A 21,745-nucleotide genomic window follows, 5' to 3' on the forward strand; every position below is an offset into this window, starting at 1 on the left:
TACTATGTATTACTCCCGCATCTTCCAGCCAGTACACCTTCACTGCTGTTTTGTTTATTATCTATTCGACGCTAAATCAATTTAACATAAATGCTTCTTTTTTGCCGGTAGTCTGTCCTTCCTTTTCGGAATATGTTATGATAAATTCCAAGTCATCAGATGACCATACTACTTATCGCAAGCGCTTACACTCATGCACTTTTTAAGGAGGAAAAACTATGAACCACAGCAACACTACGACAGACGTGATCCTTATTGGCGCCGGCATCGTGAGTGCGACGCTCGCCACGCTCCTGAATAAGCTGGAGCCGCAGTGGCGCATTACCCTTTTCGAAAAGCTCGATTCTGCAGGCCAGGAGAGCTCGAATGAATGGAATAATGCCGGGACCGGGCATGCGGCGCTCTGTGAGCTGAACTATACCCCCGAGCAGCCGGACGGCTCCATTGATATCAGCAAGGCCGTCAACATTAATAACCAATTCCAGGTTTCGAGGCAGCTCTGGGCGCATCTGGTGGATCAGGGCGATCTTCAAAACCCGGAGGAATTTATCCGTCCCCTCCCCCACATCAGCTTTGTTTACGGAGAGGATCACGTGAACTTTCTGAAAAAACGGTTTGAGGCTCTCGACGGTCATCCCCAGTTTCAGGGCATGGAGTTTTCCGACGATCCTGATCAAATCAGGCAGTGGATTCCGTTAATGATGGAGGGCCGCGACGCTGACGAGCCGATAGCGGCCACGAAGGTTGACCACGGCACCGACATCAATTTCGGGGAACTGACCCGCCAGATGCTCGCCAACCTGGAGAAGCAGGACAATATCGAGATCCGCTACAACCATTCCGTTGATGATATTTCCCAGCGAAACGACGGCACATGGGAGGTAAAGGTACAGAACCATGAAAAGGAAACTTTGGAAGAACATACGGCTTCCTTCGCCTTTATCGGTGCCGGCGGCGGCGCCCTGCCACTGCTACAGAAAACCGGCATCCCGGAAAGCAAACATATCGGAGGCTTTCCGATCAGCGGCGAATTCCTCGTCTGTGATAATCCGGAGGTCGTCCGTGAGCATCATTCCAAGGTGTACGGCAAAGAGCCGGCAGGAACCCCGCCGATGACGGTGCCCCACCTGGACCGGCGCCATATTGAAGGAAAAGATACGCTCTTATACGGTCCGTTCGCCGGATTTACGCCCAAGTTCCTGAAGCAGGGATCGCCGCTGGATCTGTTTGGCTCGGTCAAGCCGACGAACGTGCTGACGATGCTTGCAGCAGGCGCGAAGAATACACCGCTGCTCAAATACCTGGCCCAGCAGCTGAGTATGTCGAAGGAAAACCGGATGGAGGAGCTGCGGAACTTCGTGCCGAATGCCTCCAGCGAGGACTGGGAGCTGCTCGTCGCCGGCCAGCGCGTGCAATTAATCGAGGATACAAAAGAAGGCGGCCGCGGCGCCCTGCAGTTTGGCACCAAGCTGATTCATGCGAGCGACCAGTCGATGGCCGCTTTGCTCGGTGAATCCCCGGGCGCTTCCGTGTCGGTGTCAATTATGCTCGAGGTTCTGAACAAATGCTTTCCCGAGCACCTGGAAGCGTGGGAGCCGAAGCTGAAGGAAATCATTCCGTCCTACGGCAAATCCCTTGAGGATAACCCCGAGCTGCTGGACATGGTGCACGATTCCACGTCGCGCACCCTTGGACTGGCGGCATCTAAAGCATAAAAAGCTCTTCATCCGTATAGAATCCAGAAAGGAAGCATCCACGTGCCAAACGGCGCCCGGTGCTTCCTTTCCTTTCATCTAAAAAAGCGTTTCCCTAATCCTCCAGCTGACGCCGCTGGTAGGTGATGAAAACGACGCCCCACATGACGGCCATCCAGCCGACAATCCATAAGAGCGGAGCCGTCACGTCGACCCACGCCGCTCCCTGCTCTACCTGGCGGGCGATCTCCACTAGCTGAACGTTCGGCAGGTATTCAAGCACCCCTGCTGCCTGGTAGCGGTTGGCCATTTCTTCGATAATCTGCGAAAATCCGAAAACAAACATAATCGGCAGCAGAGCGACAGACGCCTGTACGACCGACGTCGCTAAAAGACCCAGCAGCGTACCGAGCGCCAGGTAAAAACCGATCGACAGCACCATCCCCGTTCCGACAATGCCTGCGTGAGCCGGCTCGTAGCCGGCGAGGAGAATACATACGAATAGCGTCAATGCTGTGAATAGAAAGGTTAACACATTTTTGCCGGCCAGAATTTCCCACGGAGATGCCGGAGACAGCATCAGCCCCCGCAGGGTATGCTTTTCTTTTTCCTCGGCAATCAGCGCGGCCTGGACAAATGTCGCCACAAGCACCAGCGCGATGTTGAACGTTAAGTAATGAATTTCTATCGGCAGCTGGTCCTGCTGCCCGTAAAACAGAGCCAGGATAACCGGTGTTATCACAGTCGTCGTCACAAACAGGTTTTTCGATAAATCTTTAACATCCTTCATAAAAATCGCATACATACGCTGTACGGCCATCATCGTTACACCAGCTCCCTTCCCGTTAAACGGACGAAAATGTCTCCCAGTGTCGGTTCCTGGGAATGGATCGCGGCCACCCGTTCGTCAGCCATATATTCATACAGCTGTTTGGCATACGCCGGGGTATTCGCGAGCGTATGCACATCCCCGTTCGTCAGCTCTACCTGGATCATGCCTTCGGAATACCGCCGCCGCAGATTTTTGGGGGTATCAACCTGCTGCAGACGCCCGTCATGGATAAAGGCTACCCGGTCGCAGAGCGTCTCCGCCTCCTGCATATCATGGGTCGAAAGAAAAATCGTTGTTCCCCGTTCGTTTAATGCCCGCAAGCCCTGGTGAATATGCTGCATGTTGCCCGGATCAAGGGCAGACGTCGGCTCGTCGAGCACAAGCAGCTCCGGTTCATGAAGCAGCGTCCGGGCGAGAACCGTGCGCTGCCTCATGCCTTTGGACAACTTGGCCACAGACCTGCGGCGTGCCTCCTGCAGGTTCACAAGCTCCAGCACATCCTGAATGCGCTGCCTGGGCACGTCGTACAGTTTGGCATAAAGCGCGAGATTTTCCTCGATGCTCAGCCGCTGATACAGGCCGCTGTTATCCGTCAGCACGCCAAACCGCCGGTAAAAGTCGCTTGTTGCCCGCACCGGCAGAGACCGGCCGAAGACGCGCACCTCGCCATCGGTTGCCTCAAGCTGATTGGTAATCATTTTAATAGTGGTTGTTTTTCCAGAGCCGCTCGGGCCTAAAAAGCCGAAAATTTCCCCCGGCTGCACGTCGATATCCAGGTCGTTGACGGCTACCTGGTTGCCGTACATCTTGGATACACCTTGAAGGTGAAGAATCGGTTCCATTATTGCGCCTCCTCTTATGTGATTGCTTTCAGCATACGAAGAAACGCGGTCTGGCGCATTATATTCCGGGTCAATGGAGCATATCAGGGCCCCAATGATACATATTCTGCTCTCAGTGGAACACTTATTTGATGCCGAGCATCGCCTTCAATGCGGCCATTTTCGTTTTGGACAGCGGAATTTCCGCCTGGGAAGCATCATTTAACACAAGCGTATAGCTGTTGCGGGTCCAGGTCATAATTTCGCGCACATTCTGCAGATTTACAATATACGACCGGTGGCAGCGAAAAAAGCCGAATGGCTGCAGCCGTTCCTCCAGCTCGGCGAGTGTAAAAACCGCCGGGAAGGTTTCTCCCTGGACATGAAGATGCACCTCGCCCTGCACGCTTTCTATAAAGTCGATCTCGGTGGGATGAAACAAAATTAATTTCTCATTTACACGGCTTGGTATTTTATCAAACGGCAGCCCCGGCTCTTTATCCTCCACGGCTGCAGGTGCTTCCTCTTCCTCGTTTTCCGTCTGCGTCTCCACCAAATGCAGCCCGGAGGATTCAAGGCGGTAAACATTCTCTGCCAACAGAACCGCACTTTCCATATTTCCCGTCAGCACGAGCACCGTGCTTCCTTCTTCCTGCAGGCGTTGAAACAAACGGGCGATAATGCGCCTGGTTTCCAGGTCAACGTTCTGATCCGGCTCTTCGAACACACAGAGAGGCGCGCGCTGGGCGCACAGGCGCACCAGCTTTAACCGCTGCTTTTCCGAATATGTCAGCTGTTTTACTGCTAAATGTGCCCGTTCCTGCAGCTTCACTATTGAAAGCATTTCATTTACCGACCAGGAGGAAGCGTACAGCTGCTGAAACAAACGAATCTGGTCCCGGACCCGGATACGCTCGTACAATCCGTCCTCCAGCCGGCACACGCCAACCTCCCGGGTAAACGACCGGCGTTTTTTAAGCGGATCGCCGTTTACGATCGTCGCCCCTTCTGAAAGAACAGATTTGCCAAGAAATGCCTGAAGCAGCACCTCCCGGATGTGGGTATGTGTATAGACCGCAAGCACCGATGGCTCGGTCACCTCCATGGTAAAAGCGGGAAATAGCGTGATTCCTTCGTTTTGTTTTTCCCATTGCTGAAGTGATAGTGTAGCCAATTCACGTTCTCCTTTCGAATTTTTCCGCCAACTCTTTTTGTTTAGTATACATAAAATTACCCTGATAATGGTAGAGGTGATACGTATTGCTTTTCAGACACCCGTTTTTTATTACCCCGGAAATATTAAAAAAACAAAAAAATGTTTCATGCAGGCGAAGGATAATTACACTAAATTAAATCACCTTTAGCCAGCCTAACTTTTCAACTACCAACTTTTTCCTTCAGCCTTCTTGGTTCCCCTTTATTCACCTGAATACTTTAAAGGATTAAAATTTTAATATTTCTTTGATGTGCATATTTAGTCGTGAATTGTTCTAAAGAGACTTTGTATTCATGTAATCACTTACTTTATACGTATAATTGGATATATAAGGGATATAAGACCCGCTTCCATTATCACGATTCGAACACAAAAAATACTTTTTTTGTGCTTCTGCCTGTATCGACGTTTAGCCAAAGTGGAAATTTCTCTTTACTGCTAATATTCGAACGTGCAAAGGAGACTAATGATGAATGACGAAATGAAGCATGTTGTTTTTGAAGAGATGTTTCAAGCAGCCGACGGGCGCATTCCGCAAAACCCGGAAGCGTTCACCAGACTTGCCCACCGAAGTAGGGAGACGGCAGTAATTCTTCCTTTTTATATGTATTATTTTCACCCTCGTGAATGGCAGGACTTTACGCTTTTTACTGAAGACCCTCTCCCTTCCGCCCTGAATCATGCTGCCCACATCGCCCTTGACGCTCCCACTCTTCATGCTGATAAACAAATTAAACGATTTTTCTACGGGGCCTCTTCCATTACTACTGTGCCTGGGGACTACCAGACAGCGATGTCTGTGGCGAATTGGACCTATTACTTGTTCCGGAAGTATCATCAGATTTGCGATCGGGCCCGTATGTCAAACACCGTATCGAAGTAAAGAGCGGCCAGCCGGGCCGTTAATCAAAATCCACAAAACATCTCCACTTAATTCTTTTCATACCAGTAAAACAACGAACCTTACATTTCTCCATGTATCCTTCAAAAACTTATTTTCACAAGCTTTTGTACCAAAAGGAGTGTTGCTATGAAGGTCGTTTATATTAATAGACAATCCAGGAGCATTCAGACTTTTGCGGAAACAGAAGGCACAACCCTTCATTGTTTAGCTCAGAAAACTACAACCGGCACCATTGTGTCCGTATGGCACCGGCAGGGCGCGTCAAATTCGTACCTCCACAATCGTTTTTATATTCCCGGTAGTCAAAGCACTCTGACGCTTGGAGCCAGAACCTATTTTCTTTATGAATGACCGAAAACATTTTTCTGGCAAGTATTTTATTCCTTTAAATTCGGAGACTGCTTTGCCCGCAAGCCTCCAAATACAAAACGGCTTCATACCAAAACCCCCTGACAGCGCCTGCTGTCAGGGGATTAGTTGGTTCACTCCGCCATTACCAGGTGAAGGAGGTTCTGCGCACGCCATTGATCGTCACCGGTCGGCTGTCTCCGATGGGCGTCCGTACGTGCATCGAAGTAAAGCCATTATCATACGTCCCTTCCTTCTTTACGGTTAGGCTGATGTCGTTTTCGCCGGGTACCATGGTCCACGTAATCAGCAGATGCTCCGCATTTTTCCTCCTGTTGTCGTCGTCATAATACGTGAACGATGTTTCCACCCCGTTTTCCCCGGGATACACGTACAGGGCCATCACGTGCTTTTCGTTCTCTTCGACCGGAATCAGGCTACCGCCCTTCACCATGACCGGCGTGTAGGCAAGTGGAGCCGGCACCGTTACCACCCAGCCTCCCTCGTACCAGCGCCCGGTATACATGTCGTACCAGCCGGATGCATGCTCCGGAAGGTACACCGTGCGCTCCCGTTCCTCCGGGCGTACCATCGTGCAGACGAGAAGCTCTTCGCCAAGCATGAATTCGTCGTTTTCGGCGTACGTATGGTCATCGTCCGCAAAGTCGAAAAATGTCGGCTTGACCACGGGTTCATAGGTTGCAGCCGAGTGATACAGCAGCGAAAATATATAGCCGGCCAGACGATCATGCCAGCGCATCGCTTCGGCCACCCGGTCGATAATCTGCGGATACATCCACGGCTCGTTTACCGTTCCGTCGTCGTTCCACGAGTGAATCGTAAACCGCGGGTAATACACGCTACTCTGCACCCAGCGCAGAAACAGCTCCGGCCCCGGGGCATTGCCGGCAAAGCCTCCGGTGTCATGGCCGAAGTTGTATACGCCCGACAGGCTCAGCCCGACCGACATGTTGATGTTGTATTTCAGCGTCCTCCAGCTTGAATAATTGTCCCCGGTCCACGTCTGGGCGTAGCGTCCGAGCCCGGCGCTTCCGGAGCGGCTGAGCACGTACGGACGGAGCTCATCGTTATACTCTATCTGGGCCTCAAGTGAGCTTTTCGCCATCAGCATCGGAAAAATCGCCCGGTACGGCTGGAATTTCGCGCCAAGACCGAAAAGATGGATGTCCGCCTCCGGATCCCACACCTCAAACTCATTGTTGTCGTTCCAGATGGCGTCAATCCCCTTTGCCAGCAGTTGATGCTTCACGTGCTCCTTCCACCACGTGATGGTGCGTTCGTTCGTAAAGTCCAGGTGCACGCCGAGCCCGTCCCAGAACTGTTCAAACAGCGGATCATCATATTTGTTCAGCACAATATAATCGTTGTCGAGCACCTCCTGGAACTGGGGATGATCACTCAGCAGCGTCGGTTTGACGTTGGCAATTACGTGGATACCGTTTGCATGAAAATCATCGGTGAACTGCTTCGGATCCGGAAACTTGTCATAGTTCCAGTTGAACACGTGCCGCCTGGAGCCGATCGAGGTATAGCCGGACGACAGATGAAAGGACCGGCAGTCAATGCGGTGCTTTTTGCAGTCCTCCACGAAGTTCATCAGCAGCTCCTGCGAATTTTTTGCCTCGGTGTAGGTCATCGCCGACCCCGAATAGCCGATGCTCCACTTTGGCATGAGCGCCGGCCGTCCGGTCATCCATGAAAACCGCCGCGTCACATCGGCCACCGCCGGACCGAGAATAAAATAGTAGTCCAGGTATTCGGACCGCGATTCAAAATATCTGTACCGGCCATGGTAATGGTTTTTCTCCCGCCCCATATCAAACAGGCATTCATTGTAATCATCGTAGTACAACCCGTAGGCCACCCCCGTTTCCGGCGAATGCGTGATGTAGTACGGGATATGCTTGTACAAGGGGTCCGTTCCGGAGGCATCGTAGCCCATGGCATCGATATTGAGCATCCGGAAGCGCTCTCCGTGCTTATTCACCTCACCCGATTTTTCACCGAAGCCAAAGTATCGGTCGCTGTCGCTTCGTTTCAAATAGTGCGCAGTCGGCGCAGCTTCGGCAATTTGAAAGGCGTACGCCTGCGTGTCACGGTCTTCGGCAATCAGCACGTCTTCCTCTCCGGCACCTGTTTTCATATACCAGCGGCAGTGAAGCCTTGCCGTATTTATTTTCAGCTTCAGCGAAGCGGTTTCGATTTCGTATTCCCCGGGATAGGCTGTTAGGTCAAAGTCCGGCAGGGTAAAAAGGCTGGCGATTTTATTCCGGTCAATTCCTTCAAACGGCACTTCGATATCCCCGGGGGCTACCGCCCACGTATGAATATTCACGTGCGGATTTTCTCTGGTCAGCGTCACGCGGAACAGGGATTCCTCGAGGACGTAGACGCATAAATACATGTGCTGCAGCGCATTTTCAAAGATTAAAACATTACTTTTTTGCTCTGATAAAATAACCTGGTCTTTTATCATCACGGATATGCTCCTCTTTGGCTTATCTTTAATCCTGCGAATTGATTTACTTCATATTACGGCGTTACCCCGGGATTAGCAAGTTTGAGCGGCCACACAAAAAAGCAGAACCCCGTCCGCTGGAGTCCTGCTTTTATTTGGCTATGCTTTTTACTTTCCGATAATGTCATCCATCTGCTTGATCAGCGCGGTGCGCTTCTTCTGGTCCAGGGCGTCCGGATGAGGATCGCCGAAGTCGCCGCTGTCGTTATCAAAATACTTTCCGGACGCGTCGGCAAACGTATCCGACAGAGCCGCCTGATACAGAATATTCGCCCCGATAGCAATATCGTTACCTTCGACGCCGAACGCGGTCTTTACCATTTTACTTCCTAGGAGGGACCCCGGATTCACTGCTACGATGACCGGATCGATACGGTGCGCCATCTCTACGGTCCACATCGTGAGCGCGAGCTTGCTCTGGGCATATGCCTCTCCGTCCTGAAGATTCGCCTCACCCGAAAGCGCCTTTGAATCCACCGGCTTCTGCGCCGCCGAGGATAAGTTCACAATGCGGCCCGACTCATCCATGAGTGGCAGCAGCTCGCTGGTCAGGATATACGGAGCCATCGTATTCACCGCAAACCGGATGTCGAGCCCGTCTCCGGTTTTCTCACTCGAAGCTGTGTACACACCCGCGTTATTGATGAGCACGTCCAGATGCCCGTGCTTTTCCTTAACCGCCTCGGCGAAGCTTCTCACATTCGCCATTTTGGACAAATCGGCCACATACTGCTCAGCGTTTTTGTTTCCAATCTCTTTAGCCACGTCTGCAAGCTTTTCCCCACTGCGCCCGTGCAGCAGCACCTCGTGGCCTTCTTTAGTCAGCCTTTTCGCTGTCTCCATGCCGATGCCGTCCGTCGCTCCTGTTATCAAAATCTTCACCTTTATACCTCCTAATGGTTCGCATACATGCGGTCATGCTTAAATTCCCAACCTTTTAAATATAAAAACATGCCTGGGCTTTTTTGCATCCTGGAGGATGCAAAAAAGCCTCTATGCCTCGCGCAGACATAGAGACTGAGTCTATTTGGTAAAAATTATATCCCCGGGCTCCGGTAAGGAGCTACTGTTTTCTGATGACGTAGAAAACATTTTGGAGATCATGAGGCAGCTGATGATTTTCCACAGAGGCAAATCCGCACTCCTTCAGCATGCTTTCGGCCAGCTCCATTCCCCACATGGTGCCGAGCCCCATTCCCTCCTGGGCGAGGGAGACGGTCATGCAATGCATGGTGGATAGCATATACAAAAACGGCCCAAAGGGATGCTCAACATTTTTTTCCACAAAGCTTGAACCGGCAATGTCCTGCATCAGATAAACTCCGTCCGGCTTCAGGGCCCGGTGGATGTTCACCATGACCACGTCAGGACGGGCCTGGTCATGGACCGCATCGAATGTGGTAATAAAATCATAGGCATCTGTTTCTTCCCACTGGGCGGCGTCGCGGACTTGAAACTCTAGATTCGTCAGGCCCTGCCGTTCGGCAGCCGCCCGTGCGAACCCAATTGCATCTCCGGAAAGATCGATGCCCGTAAACGTACTGGCGGGAAAGGTTTTGGCCATCAGCTGCAGCGCCCTGCCGCTTCCGCATCCCAGATCGAGAACGTGAATACCGGCAGTCAGCCGCTCCTCGAGTCCGGGGACGAGCGGCAGAATCGTATCAAACAGCGCGCTGACCACCGTCTCGCCACTTTCTTCCGCCATAATTTCGTGGAAGCGCGGAAATTTCGAGTAAGGCACGCCTCCTCCTTCGTGAAAAGAAGCAACAATATCGTCCTCCACCGTGCCCACTAAGGGAATATACTGGGCAAACACGGCCAGGTTGTTTGGTGCTGCTTTGCGGGTCAGCCAGGCTGCATGCTCCTCAGGGAGTCTGTACGTTTTCGCCGCGGGGTCGTACTCGATCCACCGGCCCGTTACCATACCATTCAGCCATTCCCTTACATACCTTTCATTCAGTCCCGCCGCCTGCGCAATCGCCTCACTTGTAGCAGCAGGCCTGTCCGCCAGCACGTCGAATAACCCCGTCCGGTGCCCGACCGAGGCTAACACCATCATCGCTCCGCCATTCATCATGTGCGCGTACTCGTCTGCAAAAGCGTCCGACTTTTGTTGATCTATGGCCGTAGCCATTGTCCGCTCTTCCTTAAGTCGTATTTGATACTTTTAGTGTATGCCTGCCTCTTCTGAATTACAATCAGATTTTTCAGGTAATGATAGGTAATTGGAACTGTCTTTTTATCCCGGAAAACTCAACTCCATGATGAAATAAATCAGGCGGTAAAGCCCCGGCGTACGCTGCCGAGAAAGAACACTATTTAATCACAATCGACAGTTTATAATTGGCATACTCATTTAAGCCGGTCAGAAAATTGTCCAGTTCGACGTTGGAAGGGAACTGACCCTCCAGCAGGTAGCACCCTTCCCCGCTAACTTTATAATTGTTTATTATGTACGGTTCCTGCGAGCGGATAAACGACAGCACCGGCTGATGATGAAGCGTTTGCGTCATTACCGTGATAAAAGCATGCACCGCATATCCCAGTTTTGCCTGATTGACGTTAATACTGTAGCCTTTAATAATGCCTTTTTCCTCCAGTTTTGCTACTCTGGCGGAGGCAGCCGGCCCTGTAAGGTGAATTTTTTCTCCGAGTTCTTTCATGGTTATCTGGCTGTTCTCTTTGAGTTCCCTCAGTATGGCTCTATCGGTATTATCGATCATGTACAGTAACTCCTTTCATAAACAAAGCATAACACCCGAAAGACTTTCATTATGATGTGTCCTTTGCCAACTGTGCTCGTTTACAATATACAGGACAGTCTTCTATTTTGAAAAATAAAAGGAGTTTTGCCAGATGAACATCCAGCAGATCCGAAACGCTACGCTCATTGTCGAATACGCCGGCAAGAAGTTTTTAATCGACCCGTATTTAGGTGAAAAAGGCGCGTATCCGCCACTGCCGAACCCTGCGCCCCAGGCCCCGGACGGCAACCAGAACAACCCGGTCGCCGGGCTGCCGGTTTCGTTGCAGGAAATCACCGGAGGCATTGATGCCGTGATCGTCACGCACACGCACCAGGACCACTGGGACGAGGCCGCGAAGGAAGCGCTTCCTAAGGACATTCCTTTGTTTACCCAGAATACCGATGAGGCGGAATCCATTCGAAACGACAGCTTTCAGAACGTCGAGGTGCTGCACGAAGACACCGTCTTCGAAGGGATCAGCTTAAGCAAAACGAAGGGCGAGCATGGCCGCGGCGATATCCTTGAAATGACCGGTCCGGTATGCGGCGTCGTGTTCAGCCACGAATCGGAGCAAACGTTGTATGTGGCCGGTGACACCGTCTGGTACGAGGGCGTCCAGGAAGCGGTCAACCTTCATCAGCCGGATATTATCGTAGTCAACGCCGGAGATAACCAGTTCGCCGAGGGCGGTTCGCTCGTCATGGGCAAGGAAGACGTGTACGAATTGCAGCAGGCCGCTCCCAACGCGAAGATTGTTGCCGTTCACCTGGAAGCGGTGAACCACTGGACGTTATCGAAGGAAGAATTAAAGAAATTCTCCGAAGAAAAAGGCATCTCCTCGAATATATTCGTACCCGACGACGGGGAAGCTTATCGTTTTTAAAGTATATGCATAAATAACAATTTTAAACCTACTCTACTATATAAAAAATCAGAAGCCCTGAGCATATCACAATTATGCTGGGGCTTCTGATTGGTTTTTTTGTTCAGTACTATTTTCAGGCTGGAAAAAGATAAGCATTCCGTACCTACTTATTTTCTTCACACCATCTTGTAATAAAATCAGCTATCGTGTGTGTCACGGTCTTTAAACTGTCGAGGTCGATGTACTCATTCGGGGCGTGCATATCGCCACCAACCGGCCCGTAGCAAGTAGCGGGAATGTTAAATTCCCCAAAAGCCCGCAAATCCGTCGTCGCCGTAAAAGGGAGATGCTCTGCTTTTTCGTTGGTGACAGAGGCATGGGAAGCTGCCATCTCTTGCATGATCTCTTCGTCTTTTGAAATGGAATAGCCTGGAGCAGCAAAACCGAAAAACGTAATTTCCGGAGGTGTTGTTTTTAACCATTCATCTTCATTGGCTGCATCCAATAGCCACTGCTCCACCTCTTTTTGTACCGTTTCCGGTGCAGTACCTGGATAAAATCCCACTCTCGCTTCAAACGTGCATTCCGTTGGCACGCTGGAAGCCCAATCACCACCCTTGACTGCACCGACATTTACATTAAGCGGGTGAGGGTGATTTTCAAAGTCCGGGTGCTTGGGACGACTATTAATGTGCTCGCGGTATTCCATAAGTGATTCCATGAGCCTGGACGCCTTCATGATCGCATTTTGTGCACTTTCTGCACGCTCTACATGAGCGCCGGCGCCTTTCACCGTTACTCGCAGCCATAATACGCCCAGCTGTGAATTAATGAGCCGTAAATGGGTAGGTTCCGGTATTAAGGCCCCATCCGCAGTATAGCCTTTATCTAATAAGGCGAGCGCTCCGTTCCCTGTACATTCCTCTTCAATGACGCTATGGATCTGCAGATCTGATCCGAGCTCCACTCCCGCCTTACGCAATGCTTTCACCGCGAATACGATCGCCGTAAAGCCTCCTTTCATATCAAGCAGGCCTCTGCCATACATACTGTTTCCTTTTATAACAGGCGAATAAGGATCATTGTCCCACTGGTCTTCCGGCCCGGCACTGACCACATCCAAATGGCTTTGCAGTATTAGGCTTTTTCCTTTTTTCGGCCCTGGACTTTTCCATACTCCCGCGACTACCGGCCGGTTTTCGTATGTCCATTCCGGCTCTCCAAAATTTTCATACTTTCTCAGCCGCTCCGGCTCGACTTTCACCGCTTCTGTTTCCAGCCCCATCTCCTGCAAATAATTATAGATGAAGGCCTGTACTTCTTTTTCATTTCCCAATGTGCTGGGAAAACTTCCGATAGTCTGCAAAAATAGTTTTTCTTCATCCCATAATTCTTCTAGTTTTTCTTCGATCAGTTCTCTATTAATACTCATCTCTTATTCACCCCTCTACTCACTGGCTAATTCAAGAGCCGTATGATACAACACATTAGCGCCCTTCACAATATCGTCATCCTCTGTCAATTCCGACGGCACGTGGCTCTTGCCATTAACACTCGGAAGAAAAATCATAGCTGTCGGCCCGAGATGGTTTACATATTTGGCATCATGACCTGCGCCGCTCAGCATTCTTTTTGAGGAATAATGGAGATTTTCTGCGCTTTTTTCAATGATATTGGTGATGTGTTTATCAAAATCAGTTTTACCCGTGTCCCACATTTCCTTTATATCTACTTCCACGCTTCTTTTTTGGCAAACTTCACGAATGCAGCTTTTTGCTTCCTGCACTGCTTCGCTTCGCTTCTGATCGTCAGCACTCCGGATATCAATTGTGAAAACAGCTGTACCCGGAATACAATTGACCGTGTCCGGCGAGACAGAAATTTTTCCCACTGTGACTGTTACCCCTGCTTGAACGGCTTTCGCCTCCAGGCGGGTCATAATTTCGGCAGCGGCCATCAGCGCATCTTTTCGTAAATGCATTGGCGTGGGTCCTGCGTGGTCCGCTTCTCCGGAAAGAGCCGCTTCCAGCCAACTAATTCCCTGTACGCCTTCTACGATTCCAATCTGTTTGTTTTCGTCTTCAAGAATCGGCCCCTGTTCAATATGAAGTTCCACAAAAGAGTGAAATTCCTTTAGCCTGTGCTCCTTTGTCCCGTGATAGCCGATCCTCTTTAGTTCATCCAAAAAGCTGAAGCCGTCACGATCCTGCCGGCTGTGGACGTAATCCTGGTCAAATACACCTGCTATTCCGCCGGACCCAAGCATGGGAGGCTCAAACCTGGCCCCTTCTTCGTTAGTAAAATTGACTATTTCGATTGGTCTCTCTGTGTCTACCCCATTATCATTTAAAGAATGGATTACTTCCAGGGCAAGCAGAACTCCAAGAACGCCATCAAACCGTCCTCCCTCGGGCTGGGAATCCAAATGAGAGCCGAGTACGACCGGAGGGAGCTCCTTCTTTCCTTCTCTTCGTCCATACATATTTCCAAAGTCGTCAATTTTTACTTTGAGTCCGGCTTCTTCGCACCAAGTTTTGAATATGTTTCTCATTTTTTGATCTTCATCGGAAAGTGCCAGTCGCCGCAGTCCATTTCCCGGTATCGCTCCTGTTTCTGAACTTTTGGCCAGCATTCGGAATAATCTTTCTTCATTAATCTTATTCAACGTCTCCATCTCATTATCACCTCTTGAGTTCTATAAACCGAGTTTGATGAAGAAATATCCCCATACTACAACAGATATTACCGTAAACAGAATCGAAATCTGGATCACTTGTTTATACTGCTTTTTAATTTTTTGGAGGCCGCCCTGCTGTTCCAACAGCTCCTGAATTGTTTGTTTGGCCATGCTTGTATTTTTCATTTCCGTATAATAATTCAATTCATGCGTATTCGGCTTCGTTAAAAGAGCTGTGATAATAAGGGAAATAATCGAGACTACAAGTGCCAGCATCAGTTCATCTATTCCAGTCGGCAGGATCATTACCCCCGCCCTTATAAGTTCCCCAAATACGATAAACGATGCTGTCCCCGAGACCATACTAATAGAAGCAGCCTTACTGTTCATTTTTTTCCATTCGAAGGAAGCTACTATAGTTGGCAGCCAGCCAACCGCAAAAATGGAACCAGCATAGATAGAAATCCAGTAAATAGCAGATGGCTGTGCAATAGCAATGGCACAAATGACCACTGCTACAATAAGCTGGCCGATTCTCGCCGCATTAAGACTCTGCTTTTCATTAAGTTTTTTCTCAAAGAGTCTTTCATACAAATCTCTGGATAAAGCAAAACCTACCAGCACAAACAGCGTGGACGCTGTGGACATAATGGAAGCCATGAGAGCCGCGAGCCCTATTCCGGCAATTGCCGGCGGAGTATACTCCATGAACCCGACGATCATCGCGTTGTCTGTAGGAGTGATGTTTGGTTCAAGCACTTGCATACCGCCAGCTGCAATAAAGACCGTCAGCTGCATGAAAGGGGCAAAAAACACTCCAATGATAGCAGCTTTCAAAATAACAAAATCATTTTTCGCCGGAAATACCCGGGACACCAGCGCTGGCATGCATGTAAAAAATAGAATCCAGACAAGGAACTGTGAAATAGACCACCCTATAGACCGTTCTTCTGTACCACCGATCGTCCAGTAGTTCGGCAAGGTTTCCGCCAGACCTCTCATCTGCTCAAACCCGGCCTGACCGATAATTAATGGGGCAATAATGACAGAGATGGCAAGCATCGTGAAAAACATGAGCGTATCAGTCACTACCACCCCGTACATGCCTCCAAAGGCGGTGAAAGCGATCAATGCCACTGTGAAAAGCATGATAAGTACTTGGAAGTTGATGCCGGTAATCTCACTGAGCACCAGGCCTGCCCCGATGAACTGGATTACTCCGTACCCAATTAGACCAACGATCATAATAATAATAGCAATAACACTAACCCACTTGCTGTTGAACCGTTTATCAAAAAAGTCTGGCATCGTCTTACATTTTAAAGCCTTCATCTTTCTTCCAACATAGACAACGGCCAGCAAGGTGCCGATCCAGGCGCCAAAAGATCCGAGTGCCGCAATAACCAGCGGCCCTTCTGCATACGATTGCCCAGCTATTCCCAACAGGGTCGCAGCACTAAGATACGTGGCGGCCAGAGTGCCAACAATTAATACCGTTGATCCTCTACCCCCCATCGTGTAAAAATCATCGCTGTTTTTAACGCGACGGGAAATCAGTGCTCCAACGACCACGTAAAGTAATAACACCAATACAAATATAGTTACTGCCATCTGTAATCCTCCTGCTAGTAATTGTTGTTATTTTCTTTCTTTTCAGCTTCAGCTGTTGTTTCTTCCTCTTCTTTCTTTTCCATATCTCTGATGACAGGAAGATACTGCTTTCTTAAAATGGCAATTACAACAATTGAAGAAACCACCGTTACCAGCGTGGCATTTATAAATAATATCAAGACTTCAACATTCATTATTCCACCTCCTTATAAAAGACTACCACACCTATTGAAGGCCTCCGATAGATAGATATTTCGTTTCGACGTAAGGTTCTATACCTTCAGATCCGCCTTCGCGTCCCATACCGCTTTCTTTCATACCTCCGAACGGTACATGAGCAGCAGATGGTGCGCCGTCGTTCCAGCCGAGAATTCCAAACTTCAGATGCTCGTGAAAATAGATACCGGTACGGTAATCATTGGTGAAAAAATAAGCGGCCAAACCGAATGGGGTGTTATTAGCAATGCCCACCGCTTCCGTATTTTCGCGGAAGGTAGTTACTGGAATCACGGGGCCAAACGTTTCTTCCTGCATAATATTCATCTTTTCTTCCACGTTTTCAAGAATGGTTGGTTGGACAAAATAATAACCTTTTTCGTCGTTTTTGTCATATTGATGACCGTATAGAAGATGTGCCCCTTTCTTAAGAGCATCTTCGATCTGGCTGCGGATTTTCTTATAGCCTTCCTCATTAATTACGGGGCCAATGTCTGTATTTCTATCAAGGCCGTTCCCAACCTTCAATTGCTTCACCCGGGAAACCAGCTGTTCCTTAAATTCAGGGGCCACTGCCTCATGAACAAGCACGCGGTTCGCGCAGATACACGTTTGACCAGCATTGCGAAACTTTGAAGCAAGTGTCTGCTCCACCGCGAACTCAATATCGGCATCCTTTGCTACTATCAGCGGAGCATGACCGCCGAGTTCCATGGAAATATGTTTCATTGTGTCCGCACTATTCTTCATCAAAAGTTTGCCTACCGGCGTTGAACCGGTAAAGGTAATTTTGCGAACGAGACCGCTGTTGGTGAATACAGGGCCCACGTTTTCGCCGTAGCCATTCACGTACTGCACTGCTCCCTCTGGAATTCCCGCTTTATGCGCCAGCTCCACCAGTTTAATTGTAGTGAGCGGTGTTTCTTCAGACGGCTTTACTACAAACGTGCAGCCTGCCGCGAGCGCCGGGGCAGCTTTTCTGGTCATCATTGCTGCCGGAAAGTTCCATGGAGTGATCGCAGCCACAAGCCCAATAGGTTCTTTTGTCACCACGAGTCTTTTCGTTTCTGTATGAGAAGGTACCGTTCGGCCGTAAACCCGTTTTGCTTCCTCTGCATACCACTCAATATAGCTTACCGCGTAGGTAACTTCTCCGAGGGATTCTTTTAATGGTTTGCCGCTTTCCAGCGTCATTACTTCCGCAAGCTCCTCTGCATGGTTTCGAACCTTTTCCGCCCATTCTTTCAATAGCGCAGAACGATCGTGGGCATTCTTTTTTGACCAGGTTTTAAACGTTTCGTCTCCCTTTTTGAGGATATTTTCTATATCGTTTCCCGGTGTAACGGTGACTTCCTCCACCACTTCTCCGGTAGCCGGATTCTTCACTTTGATAGTCTCACCCATACGTTTTACCCCTTTTTATATTATTTTGCCGCTGCGTCAAACGCCTGGTTAAGAATAGCCATACCCTCTTTTAATTCTTCGTCTGTAATCACAAGCGGGGTAAGAAACCGTATCACATTTCCTTTTATACCTGCAGAGAGCAGCAGCAATCCGTTGTTATTCGCATAGGAGGTGATCGCCCCTGTTCTTGCTTTATCTGGTCGGCCTTCTGCATCAACGATTTCTACGGCGACCATCGCCCCAAGCCGGCGGATATCCCCGAGGAAGCTGTGACGGTCTTTTAAATCTTTTAATTTATCCTCCAGCACGGCTCCGATATATTCAGCTCTTTCATTTAGGTTTTCTTCTTCTAAAATATCGATTACTGCCAGGGCTGCTTCACATGCCACCGGATTCCCTGCAAATGTGCCTCCAAGCTCTCCCGGAGACGATACATCCATAATTTCAGCTTTCCCTACCACTGCACTAAGTGGCATTCCAGCTGCCAAAGATTTCGACAACGTCATAACGTCTGGTTCAATATCGAAATGTTCGCTCGCAAAAAGTCTTCCTGTTCGGCAGAAACCGGTTTGAATTTCATCGGCAATGAAGACAATCCCATGCGTATCACAGAATTGACGCACTTCTGAGACAAAGCGTTTGGGTGGAATCAAAAATCCGCCTTCGCCCTGTACCGGTTCCATAATTATACACGCCACCATTTCCGGATCGATTGTAGTGACAAAAAATTCTTTGAACCGGGTGATGCTGAAATCGATGTACTCCTCATCCGTCATTTGTGCCGGCTTATCCGACATGTACGGCATAGGGGCCTGGTACACTTCCGGAGTGAAAGGGCCAAAGTTAAATTTATATGGCTTCACTTTGCTTGTCATTCCCATAGTCAAATTTGTCCGTCCATGGAAGCCACGTTCAAAGGAAACAACGGCCTGACGCTTTGTATATTTCCTTGCTACTTTCACCGCGTTCTCTACGGCTTCTGCTCCGGAGTTAAAAAGCATTGCCATTTTATCGAAAGAACCAGGCGTTATTTTGCATAATTTTTCCGCCAGGTTGATGTAACTGTCATACATAATGACATTAAATCCCGGGTGTATATAACGATCAACCTGATTTTTAATGGCTTCTGTAACCTTAGGATGGCTGTGACCGACATTTAATGTTCCGATCGCTCCGGCAAAATCAATCCATTTTCGGCCTTCATTGTCTACAAGTTCTGCCCCTTTTGCATAGTCGGCTATATTGACGTTTCCATTTCCTATTCCTTTAGGTATATATTTTTTTCTTTTTCTCTGTAAATCATCTTTTGTAATCGCTTTATCATTCATTAAAACACCCTCCTTTGAATTTATAAATAATTATGATAATTTTCTGATACAATTAAAAGAACCAGTTTTTTAAAAAAATATGGGACCAGATAAACTTCAGGAGGGGTCTTATTTGTTTTTCCAAATCAATAAAGGGAGCGGTTATTCTGCTGTCTACAAACAAATCTACACCCGTCTTAAACTCCTTATCCTTGAAGACGCGCTTTCGAAGCATGAAAAACTGCCTTCTAAACGAAAACTTGCGCAGGATCTCGAAGTAAGCGTAAATTCGGTGGCGCATGCCTACGAACAGTTGTTAGCGGAAGGGTACATATACAGCATAGAACGAAAGGGGTATATCGTAGAGGATATCGGACGTTATATAAAAAAAGGAGAAGAAGCGGATCCATTTCCGGAAGAGCTTAAAGAAAAAAATAATCACGAAAGCTTTACACCGGAATTTACTTTTTCGCACATCACAACAGACGCGAACCATTTCCCGTTCAAAAAGTGGAGAAAATACCAGCAAAAGGTTGTGGAAGACCACCGGCAGCAGCTCTCTCTTCTTCCGGACTTCCAGGGCCCTTATGAAGTCCGTGAATCAATTGCCACCCTGATCGCTCTCACACGCGGGGTGCGCTGCCGCCCGGAGCAAATCATTATTGGCTCAGGCACACAGCCGCTGATTCATAAGCTTATGTCTCTGCAGCCAACAAATACGCCTATAGCGGTAGAAAACCCCGGCTATCAGCGTTTTTATCACTTGTTAAATAATATGGGATTTCCAGTAACACCTGTAAACGTTGATGAACACGGCCTTTCTATTCGCAGCCTCGAAAAAAGCGGAGCCCAGTGGACTTTCGTTACCCCTTCCCATCAATTCCCTACTGGAACGATTATGCCCATCAACCGAAGAATCGAACTGTTGAATTGGGCAGCCGCCTCCCCGGGCCGTTACATTATAGAAGATGATTATGATAGTGAATTCAAATACGAGACAGATCACATTCCTTCCCTTCAGAGTCTGGACCGGAACCGCCAGGTTGTTTATACCGGTACATTTTCCAAAACCCTTCTGCCAAGTCTGAGGATCAGTTATATAGTTCTTCCGCCAGAATTACTGAAGGATTACCGCAAGGCGTACAGTGATTGGATCGACGGTCCTTCTGCCCTCAGCCTGTGGACTCTAAAGTATTTTATTGATGAAAGAGAATACGGGAAACATGTTAAACGAATGAATACTTATTATAAAACAAAACGGGCACTCCTTGTTCGAGAGCTGCAGCAAACATTTAAAGGAAAGATAGCCATTTATGATATTCCAGCCGGCCTTCATTTTCTTATGGACATTAAGACCGGCCTCTCCTATCAGGAGATCGAAGAGCGGGCAAAAGAAAAAAAGCTAGAATTATATACGCTTCGCCGTTTTATCCTTTCGGAGGATGAACTGCTTCTCAATAACCAGAAAAAACTCATTATCGGATTCGCTAACTTAGAGGATGATTACATGCGAAAGGCGGTTCAGCGTCTAGCATCAATTTTTTTATAAACTGGGGAGATACCTCCATGAGCAAAATATTTGGAAAGATTACAGGTATTGTATTGAGAATCACAATAAATACCTCTCCATCGTCTCGTTTTAACTATTTCCGATAGGGCTTCTGCAAACACCAACAGAAAGGCCCTTGCGATTTATAATTTTCTTCAGGTTCACCACTGCATGCCCTTGATAAACCTGGTTCATAATTTTTTCTATCGCTTCCTCTTCTTGTTTACTTACAGTTTGTTTTGTAAGCATTTTTTCAAACCAATGCTTAATTTCTCCAGGCCTGACGTTCCCGGCAATGGAAGAAAGACGATCGTATCCTAATCTTAATTTGTCTTCTAAATCCACTTCTCCTCCTGCATAAAAGTAAAAATCTTTTCGTTGTAGTTCTTTTTTTAACCGTCCAACTTTTTCTTTATTTCCGGCTTCCTTTATACCTACTATTAGATCGGCCTTGCTTAATTGAATAATACTATTTTCTGACAAATCAAATCCCGTTCTGTTTGGATTATTATATAGAATCGCAGGTTTTTTACTCAGATGGATGAGCCTTTTTGTATAAATGATTGCTTCTTCCTGCGTCGGCATCACGTAAGGAGGGTACCCAAGCATAATGCCCGATAACTCTGTAAGACCTATCTTTTCCGCCAGCTTTTCTGCTTCTTTTTGTCTGGTTGAAGCCACACCGAAGATAACCTCCATCTTCCTGAGCAACTCTTCTTCAAGTTCCAAAGCACGTACCAGTTCAAACTTTTCCTGGAGGCTCAGGCTGTGCTGTTCTCCAGTAGTTCCTGAGACAAGAACGGATTTCACTCCTTGGTCATGCAAGTCTTTTATGTGGCTTATTGTTCCTTGAATATTTAAGGATTCATCTTCATGAAAAGCGGTGGGCACAGCAACATGAAATTTTTCTGTCAGCATTTCATTCTCTCCCTTTTTTAATAACGCCGATTGTAAAATTAAGCTAGACAACGAAAAAAATCACTCGTGATACACTCAAGATGAATTTCCGACCAAA

The 21,745-nt window shown here is 48.4% G+C and carries 18 protein-coding genes; 4 read left to right on the plus strand and 14 right to left on the minus strand.

Annotation, left to right across the window (positions count from 1 at the left end; genetic code table 11):
- Positions 1 to 218: 218 nt before the first annotated feature.
- Entirely contained in the window at positions 219 to 1,715 is a 1,497-nt protein-coding gene (gene mqo, locus ACTRXG_RS10755) for a malate dehydrogenase (quinone) (protein WP_474284918.1), read from the plus strand.
- 94 nt (positions 1,716 to 1,809) lie between these two features.
- Here the strand turns inward: mqo and ACTRXG_RS10760 are convergent, their stop codons facing one another.
- From ACTRXG_RS10760 to ACTRXG_RS10770, 3 genes are all read right to left on the minus strand, one after another.
- Entirely contained in the window at positions 1,810 to 2,517 is a 708-nt protein-coding gene (locus ACTRXG_RS10760; RefSeq protein WP_474284919.1) for an ABC transporter permease, read from the minus strand.
- Positions 2,518 to 2,519: 2 nt separating this feature from the next.
- Entirely contained in the window at positions 2,520 to 3,368 is an 849-nt protein-coding gene (locus ACTRXG_RS10765; protein WP_474284920.1) for an ABC transporter ATP-binding protein, read from the minus strand.
- A gap of 124 nt (positions 3,369 to 3,492) precedes the next feature.
- A complete protein-coding gene (locus tag ACTRXG_RS10770; protein WP_474284921.1) occupies positions 3,493 to 4,521 on the minus strand; it encodes a LytTR family transcriptional regulator DNA-binding domain-containing protein in 1,029 nt (342 codons plus the stop codon).
- A gap of 508 nt (positions 4,522 to 5,029) precedes the next feature.
- On the opposite strand from ACTRXG_RS10770, the gene ACTRXG_RS10775 reads away from it, so the two are divergent.
- Positions 5,030 to 5,446, plus strand: a complete 417-nt coding sequence (locus tag ACTRXG_RS10775) for a hypothetical protein (RefSeq protein WP_474284922.1) — start codon at positions 5,030 to 5,032, stop codon at positions 5,444 to 5,446.
- 514 nt (positions 5,447 to 5,960) lie between these two features.
- Here the strand turns inward: ACTRXG_RS10775 and ACTRXG_RS10780 are convergent.
- From ACTRXG_RS10780 to ACTRXG_RS10795, 4 genes are all read right to left on the minus strand, one after another.
- On the minus strand, positions 5,961 to 8,312 hold the full coding sequence (locus tag ACTRXG_RS10780) for a glycoside hydrolase family 31 protein (protein ID WP_474284923.1): 2,352 nt from the start codon (positions 8,310 to 8,312) through the stop codon (positions 5,961 to 5,963).
- A 150-nt stretch (positions 8,313 to 8,462) separates the two neighbouring features.
- Positions 8,463 to 9,236: an SDR family NAD(P)-dependent oxidoreductase gene (locus tag ACTRXG_RS10785; RefSeq protein WP_474284924.1), complete on the minus strand. Its 774-nt coding sequence runs from the start codon at positions 9,234 to 9,236 to the stop codon at positions 8,463 to 8,465.
- Positions 9,237 to 9,417: 181 nt separating this feature from the next.
- Positions 9,418 to 10,488, minus strand: coding sequence for a methyltransferase domain-containing protein (locus ACTRXG_RS10790; protein ID WP_474284925.1), 1,071 nt, complete (start codon positions 10,486 to 10,488; stop codon positions 9,418 to 9,420).
- A 181-nt stretch (positions 10,489 to 10,669) separates the two neighbouring features.
- Positions 10,670 to 11,077: an Lrp/AsnC family transcriptional regulator gene (locus tag ACTRXG_RS10795; RefSeq protein ID WP_474284926.1), complete on the minus strand. Its 408-nt coding sequence runs from the start codon at positions 11,075 to 11,077 to the stop codon at positions 10,670 to 10,672.
- A gap of 133 nt (positions 11,078 to 11,210) precedes the next feature.
- Between ACTRXG_RS10795 and ACTRXG_RS10800 the strand changes: the two genes are divergently transcribed.
- A complete protein-coding gene (locus ACTRXG_RS10800; protein ID WP_474284927.1) occupies positions 11,211 to 11,984 on the plus strand; it encodes an MBL fold metallo-hydrolase in 774 nt (257 codons plus the stop codon).
- Between the two features lie 145 nt (positions 11,985 to 12,129).
- Here the strand turns inward: ACTRXG_RS10800 and ACTRXG_RS10805 are convergent, their stop codons facing one another.
- From ACTRXG_RS10805 to gabT, 6 genes are read right to left on the minus strand one after another with little or no spacing between them, the layout of a single operon-like run.
- Entirely contained in the window at positions 12,130 to 13,398 is a 1,269-nt protein-coding gene (locus tag ACTRXG_RS10805; protein ID WP_474284928.1) for an ArgE/DapE family deacylase, read from the minus strand.
- 15 nt (positions 13,399 to 13,413) lie between these two features.
- A complete protein-coding gene (locus ACTRXG_RS10810) occupies positions 13,414 to 14,640 on the minus strand; it encodes an allantoate amidohydrolase (RefSeq protein WP_474284929.1) in 1,227 nt (408 codons plus the stop codon).
- 21 nt (positions 14,641 to 14,661) lie between these two features.
- Positions 14,662 to 16,254, minus strand: a complete 1,593-nt coding sequence (locus ACTRXG_RS10815) for a sodium:solute symporter family protein (RefSeq protein ID WP_474284930.1) — start codon at positions 16,252 to 16,254, stop codon at positions 14,662 to 14,664.
- Between the two features lie 14 nt (positions 16,255 to 16,268).
- Positions 16,269 to 16,448 (minus strand): hypothetical protein, encoded by a 180-nt coding sequence (locus ACTRXG_RS10820; protein WP_474284931.1) that lies wholly within the window; start codon positions 16,446 to 16,448, stop codon positions 16,269 to 16,271.
- A 31-nt stretch (positions 16,449 to 16,479) separates the two neighbouring features.
- Entirely contained in the window at positions 16,480 to 17,874 is a 1,395-nt protein-coding gene (locus ACTRXG_RS10825; protein WP_474284932.1) for an NAD-dependent succinate-semialdehyde dehydrogenase, read from the minus strand.
- Positions 17,875 to 17,894: 20 nt separating this feature from the next.
- Complete coding sequence (gene gabT / locus ACTRXG_RS10830) at positions 17,895 to 19,202, minus strand: 4-aminobutyrate--2-oxoglutarate transaminase (RefSeq protein WP_474284933.1); 1,308 nt, start codon at positions 19,200 to 19,202, stop codon at positions 17,895 to 17,897.
- 112 nt (positions 19,203 to 19,314) lie between these two features.
- On the opposite strand from gabT, the gene gabR reads away from it, so the two are divergent.
- Positions 19,315 to 20,730, plus strand: coding sequence for a MocR-like transcriptional regulator GabR (gabR, locus tag ACTRXG_RS10835; RefSeq protein WP_474284934.1), 1,416 nt, complete (start codon positions 19,315 to 19,317; stop codon positions 20,728 to 20,730).
- A gap of 90 nt (positions 20,731 to 20,820) precedes the next feature.
- Here gabR and ACTRXG_RS10840 read toward each other — a convergent pair whose 3' ends face one another.
- Positions 20,821 to 21,648, minus strand: coding sequence for a dihydrodipicolinate synthase family protein (locus tag ACTRXG_RS10840; RefSeq protein WP_474284935.1), 828 nt, complete (start codon positions 21,646 to 21,648; stop codon positions 20,821 to 20,823).
- Positions 21,649 to 21,745: the final 97 nt, after the last annotated feature.

The organism is Marinococcus sp. LNSP9103-4 (genome assembly GCF_056034345.1).

What these genes read in the sequence shown, in the direction of transcription:
- ACTRXG_RS10810 (WP_474284929.1), bottom strand. Translation starts at nt 14,640, where the DNA reads ATGGAGACGTTGAATAAGATTAATGAAGAAAGATTATTCCGAATGCTG.
- ACTRXG_RS10765 (WP_474284920.1), bottom strand. Translation starts at nt 3,368, where the DNA reads ATGGAACCGATTCTTCACCTTCAAGGTGTATCCAAGATGTACGGCAAC.
- mqo (WP_474284918.1), top strand. Translation starts at nt 219, where the DNA reads ATGAACCACAGCAACACTACGACAGACGTGATCCTTATTGGCGCCGGC.
- ACTRXG_RS10760 (WP_474284919.1), bottom strand. Translation starts at nt 2,517, where the DNA reads ATGATGGCCGTACAGCGTATGTATGCGATTTTTATGAAGGATGTTAAA.
- ACTRXG_RS10780 (WP_474284923.1), bottom strand. Translation starts at nt 8,312, where the DNA reads ATGATAAAAGACCAGGTTATTTTATCAGAGCAAAAAAGTAATGTTTTA.
- ACTRXG_RS10805 (WP_474284928.1), bottom strand. Translation starts at nt 13,398, where the DNA reads ATGAGTATTAATAGAGAACTGATCGAAGAAAAACTAGAAGAATTATGG.
- ACTRXG_RS10815 (WP_474284930.1), bottom strand. Translation starts at nt 16,254, where the DNA reads ATGGCAGTAACTATATTTGTATTGGTGTTATTACTTTACGTGGTCGTT.
- ACTRXG_RS10790 (WP_474284925.1), bottom strand. Translation starts at nt 10,488, where the DNA reads ATGGCTACGGCCATAGATCAACAAAAGTCGGACGCTTTTGCAGACGAG.
- ACTRXG_RS10775 (WP_474284922.1), top strand. Translation starts at nt 5,030, where the DNA reads ATGATGAATGACGAAATGAAGCATGTTGTTTTTGAAGAGATGTTTCAA.
- gabT (WP_474284933.1), bottom strand. Translation starts at nt 19,202, where the DNA reads ATGAATGATAAAGCGATTACAAAAGATGATTTACAGAGAAAAAGAAAA.
- ACTRXG_RS10800 (WP_474284927.1), top strand. Translation starts at nt 11,211, where the DNA reads ATGAACATCCAGCAGATCCGAAACGCTACGCTCATTGTCGAATACGCC.
- ACTRXG_RS10795 (WP_474284926.1), bottom strand. Translation starts at nt 11,077, where the DNA reads ATGATCGATAATACCGATAGAGCCATACTGAGGGAACTCAAAGAGAAC.
- ACTRXG_RS10820 (WP_474284931.1), bottom strand. Translation starts at nt 16,448, where the DNA reads ATGAATGTTGAAGTCTTGATATTATTTATAAATGCCACGCTGGTAACG.
- ACTRXG_RS10825 (WP_474284932.1), bottom strand. Translation starts at nt 17,874, where the DNA reads ATGGGTGAGACTATCAAAGTGAAGAATCCGGCTACCGGAGAAGTGGTG.
- ACTRXG_RS10840 (WP_474284935.1), bottom strand. Translation starts at nt 21,648, where the DNA reads ATGCTGACAGAAAAATTTCATGTTGCTGTGCCCACCGCTTTTCATGAA.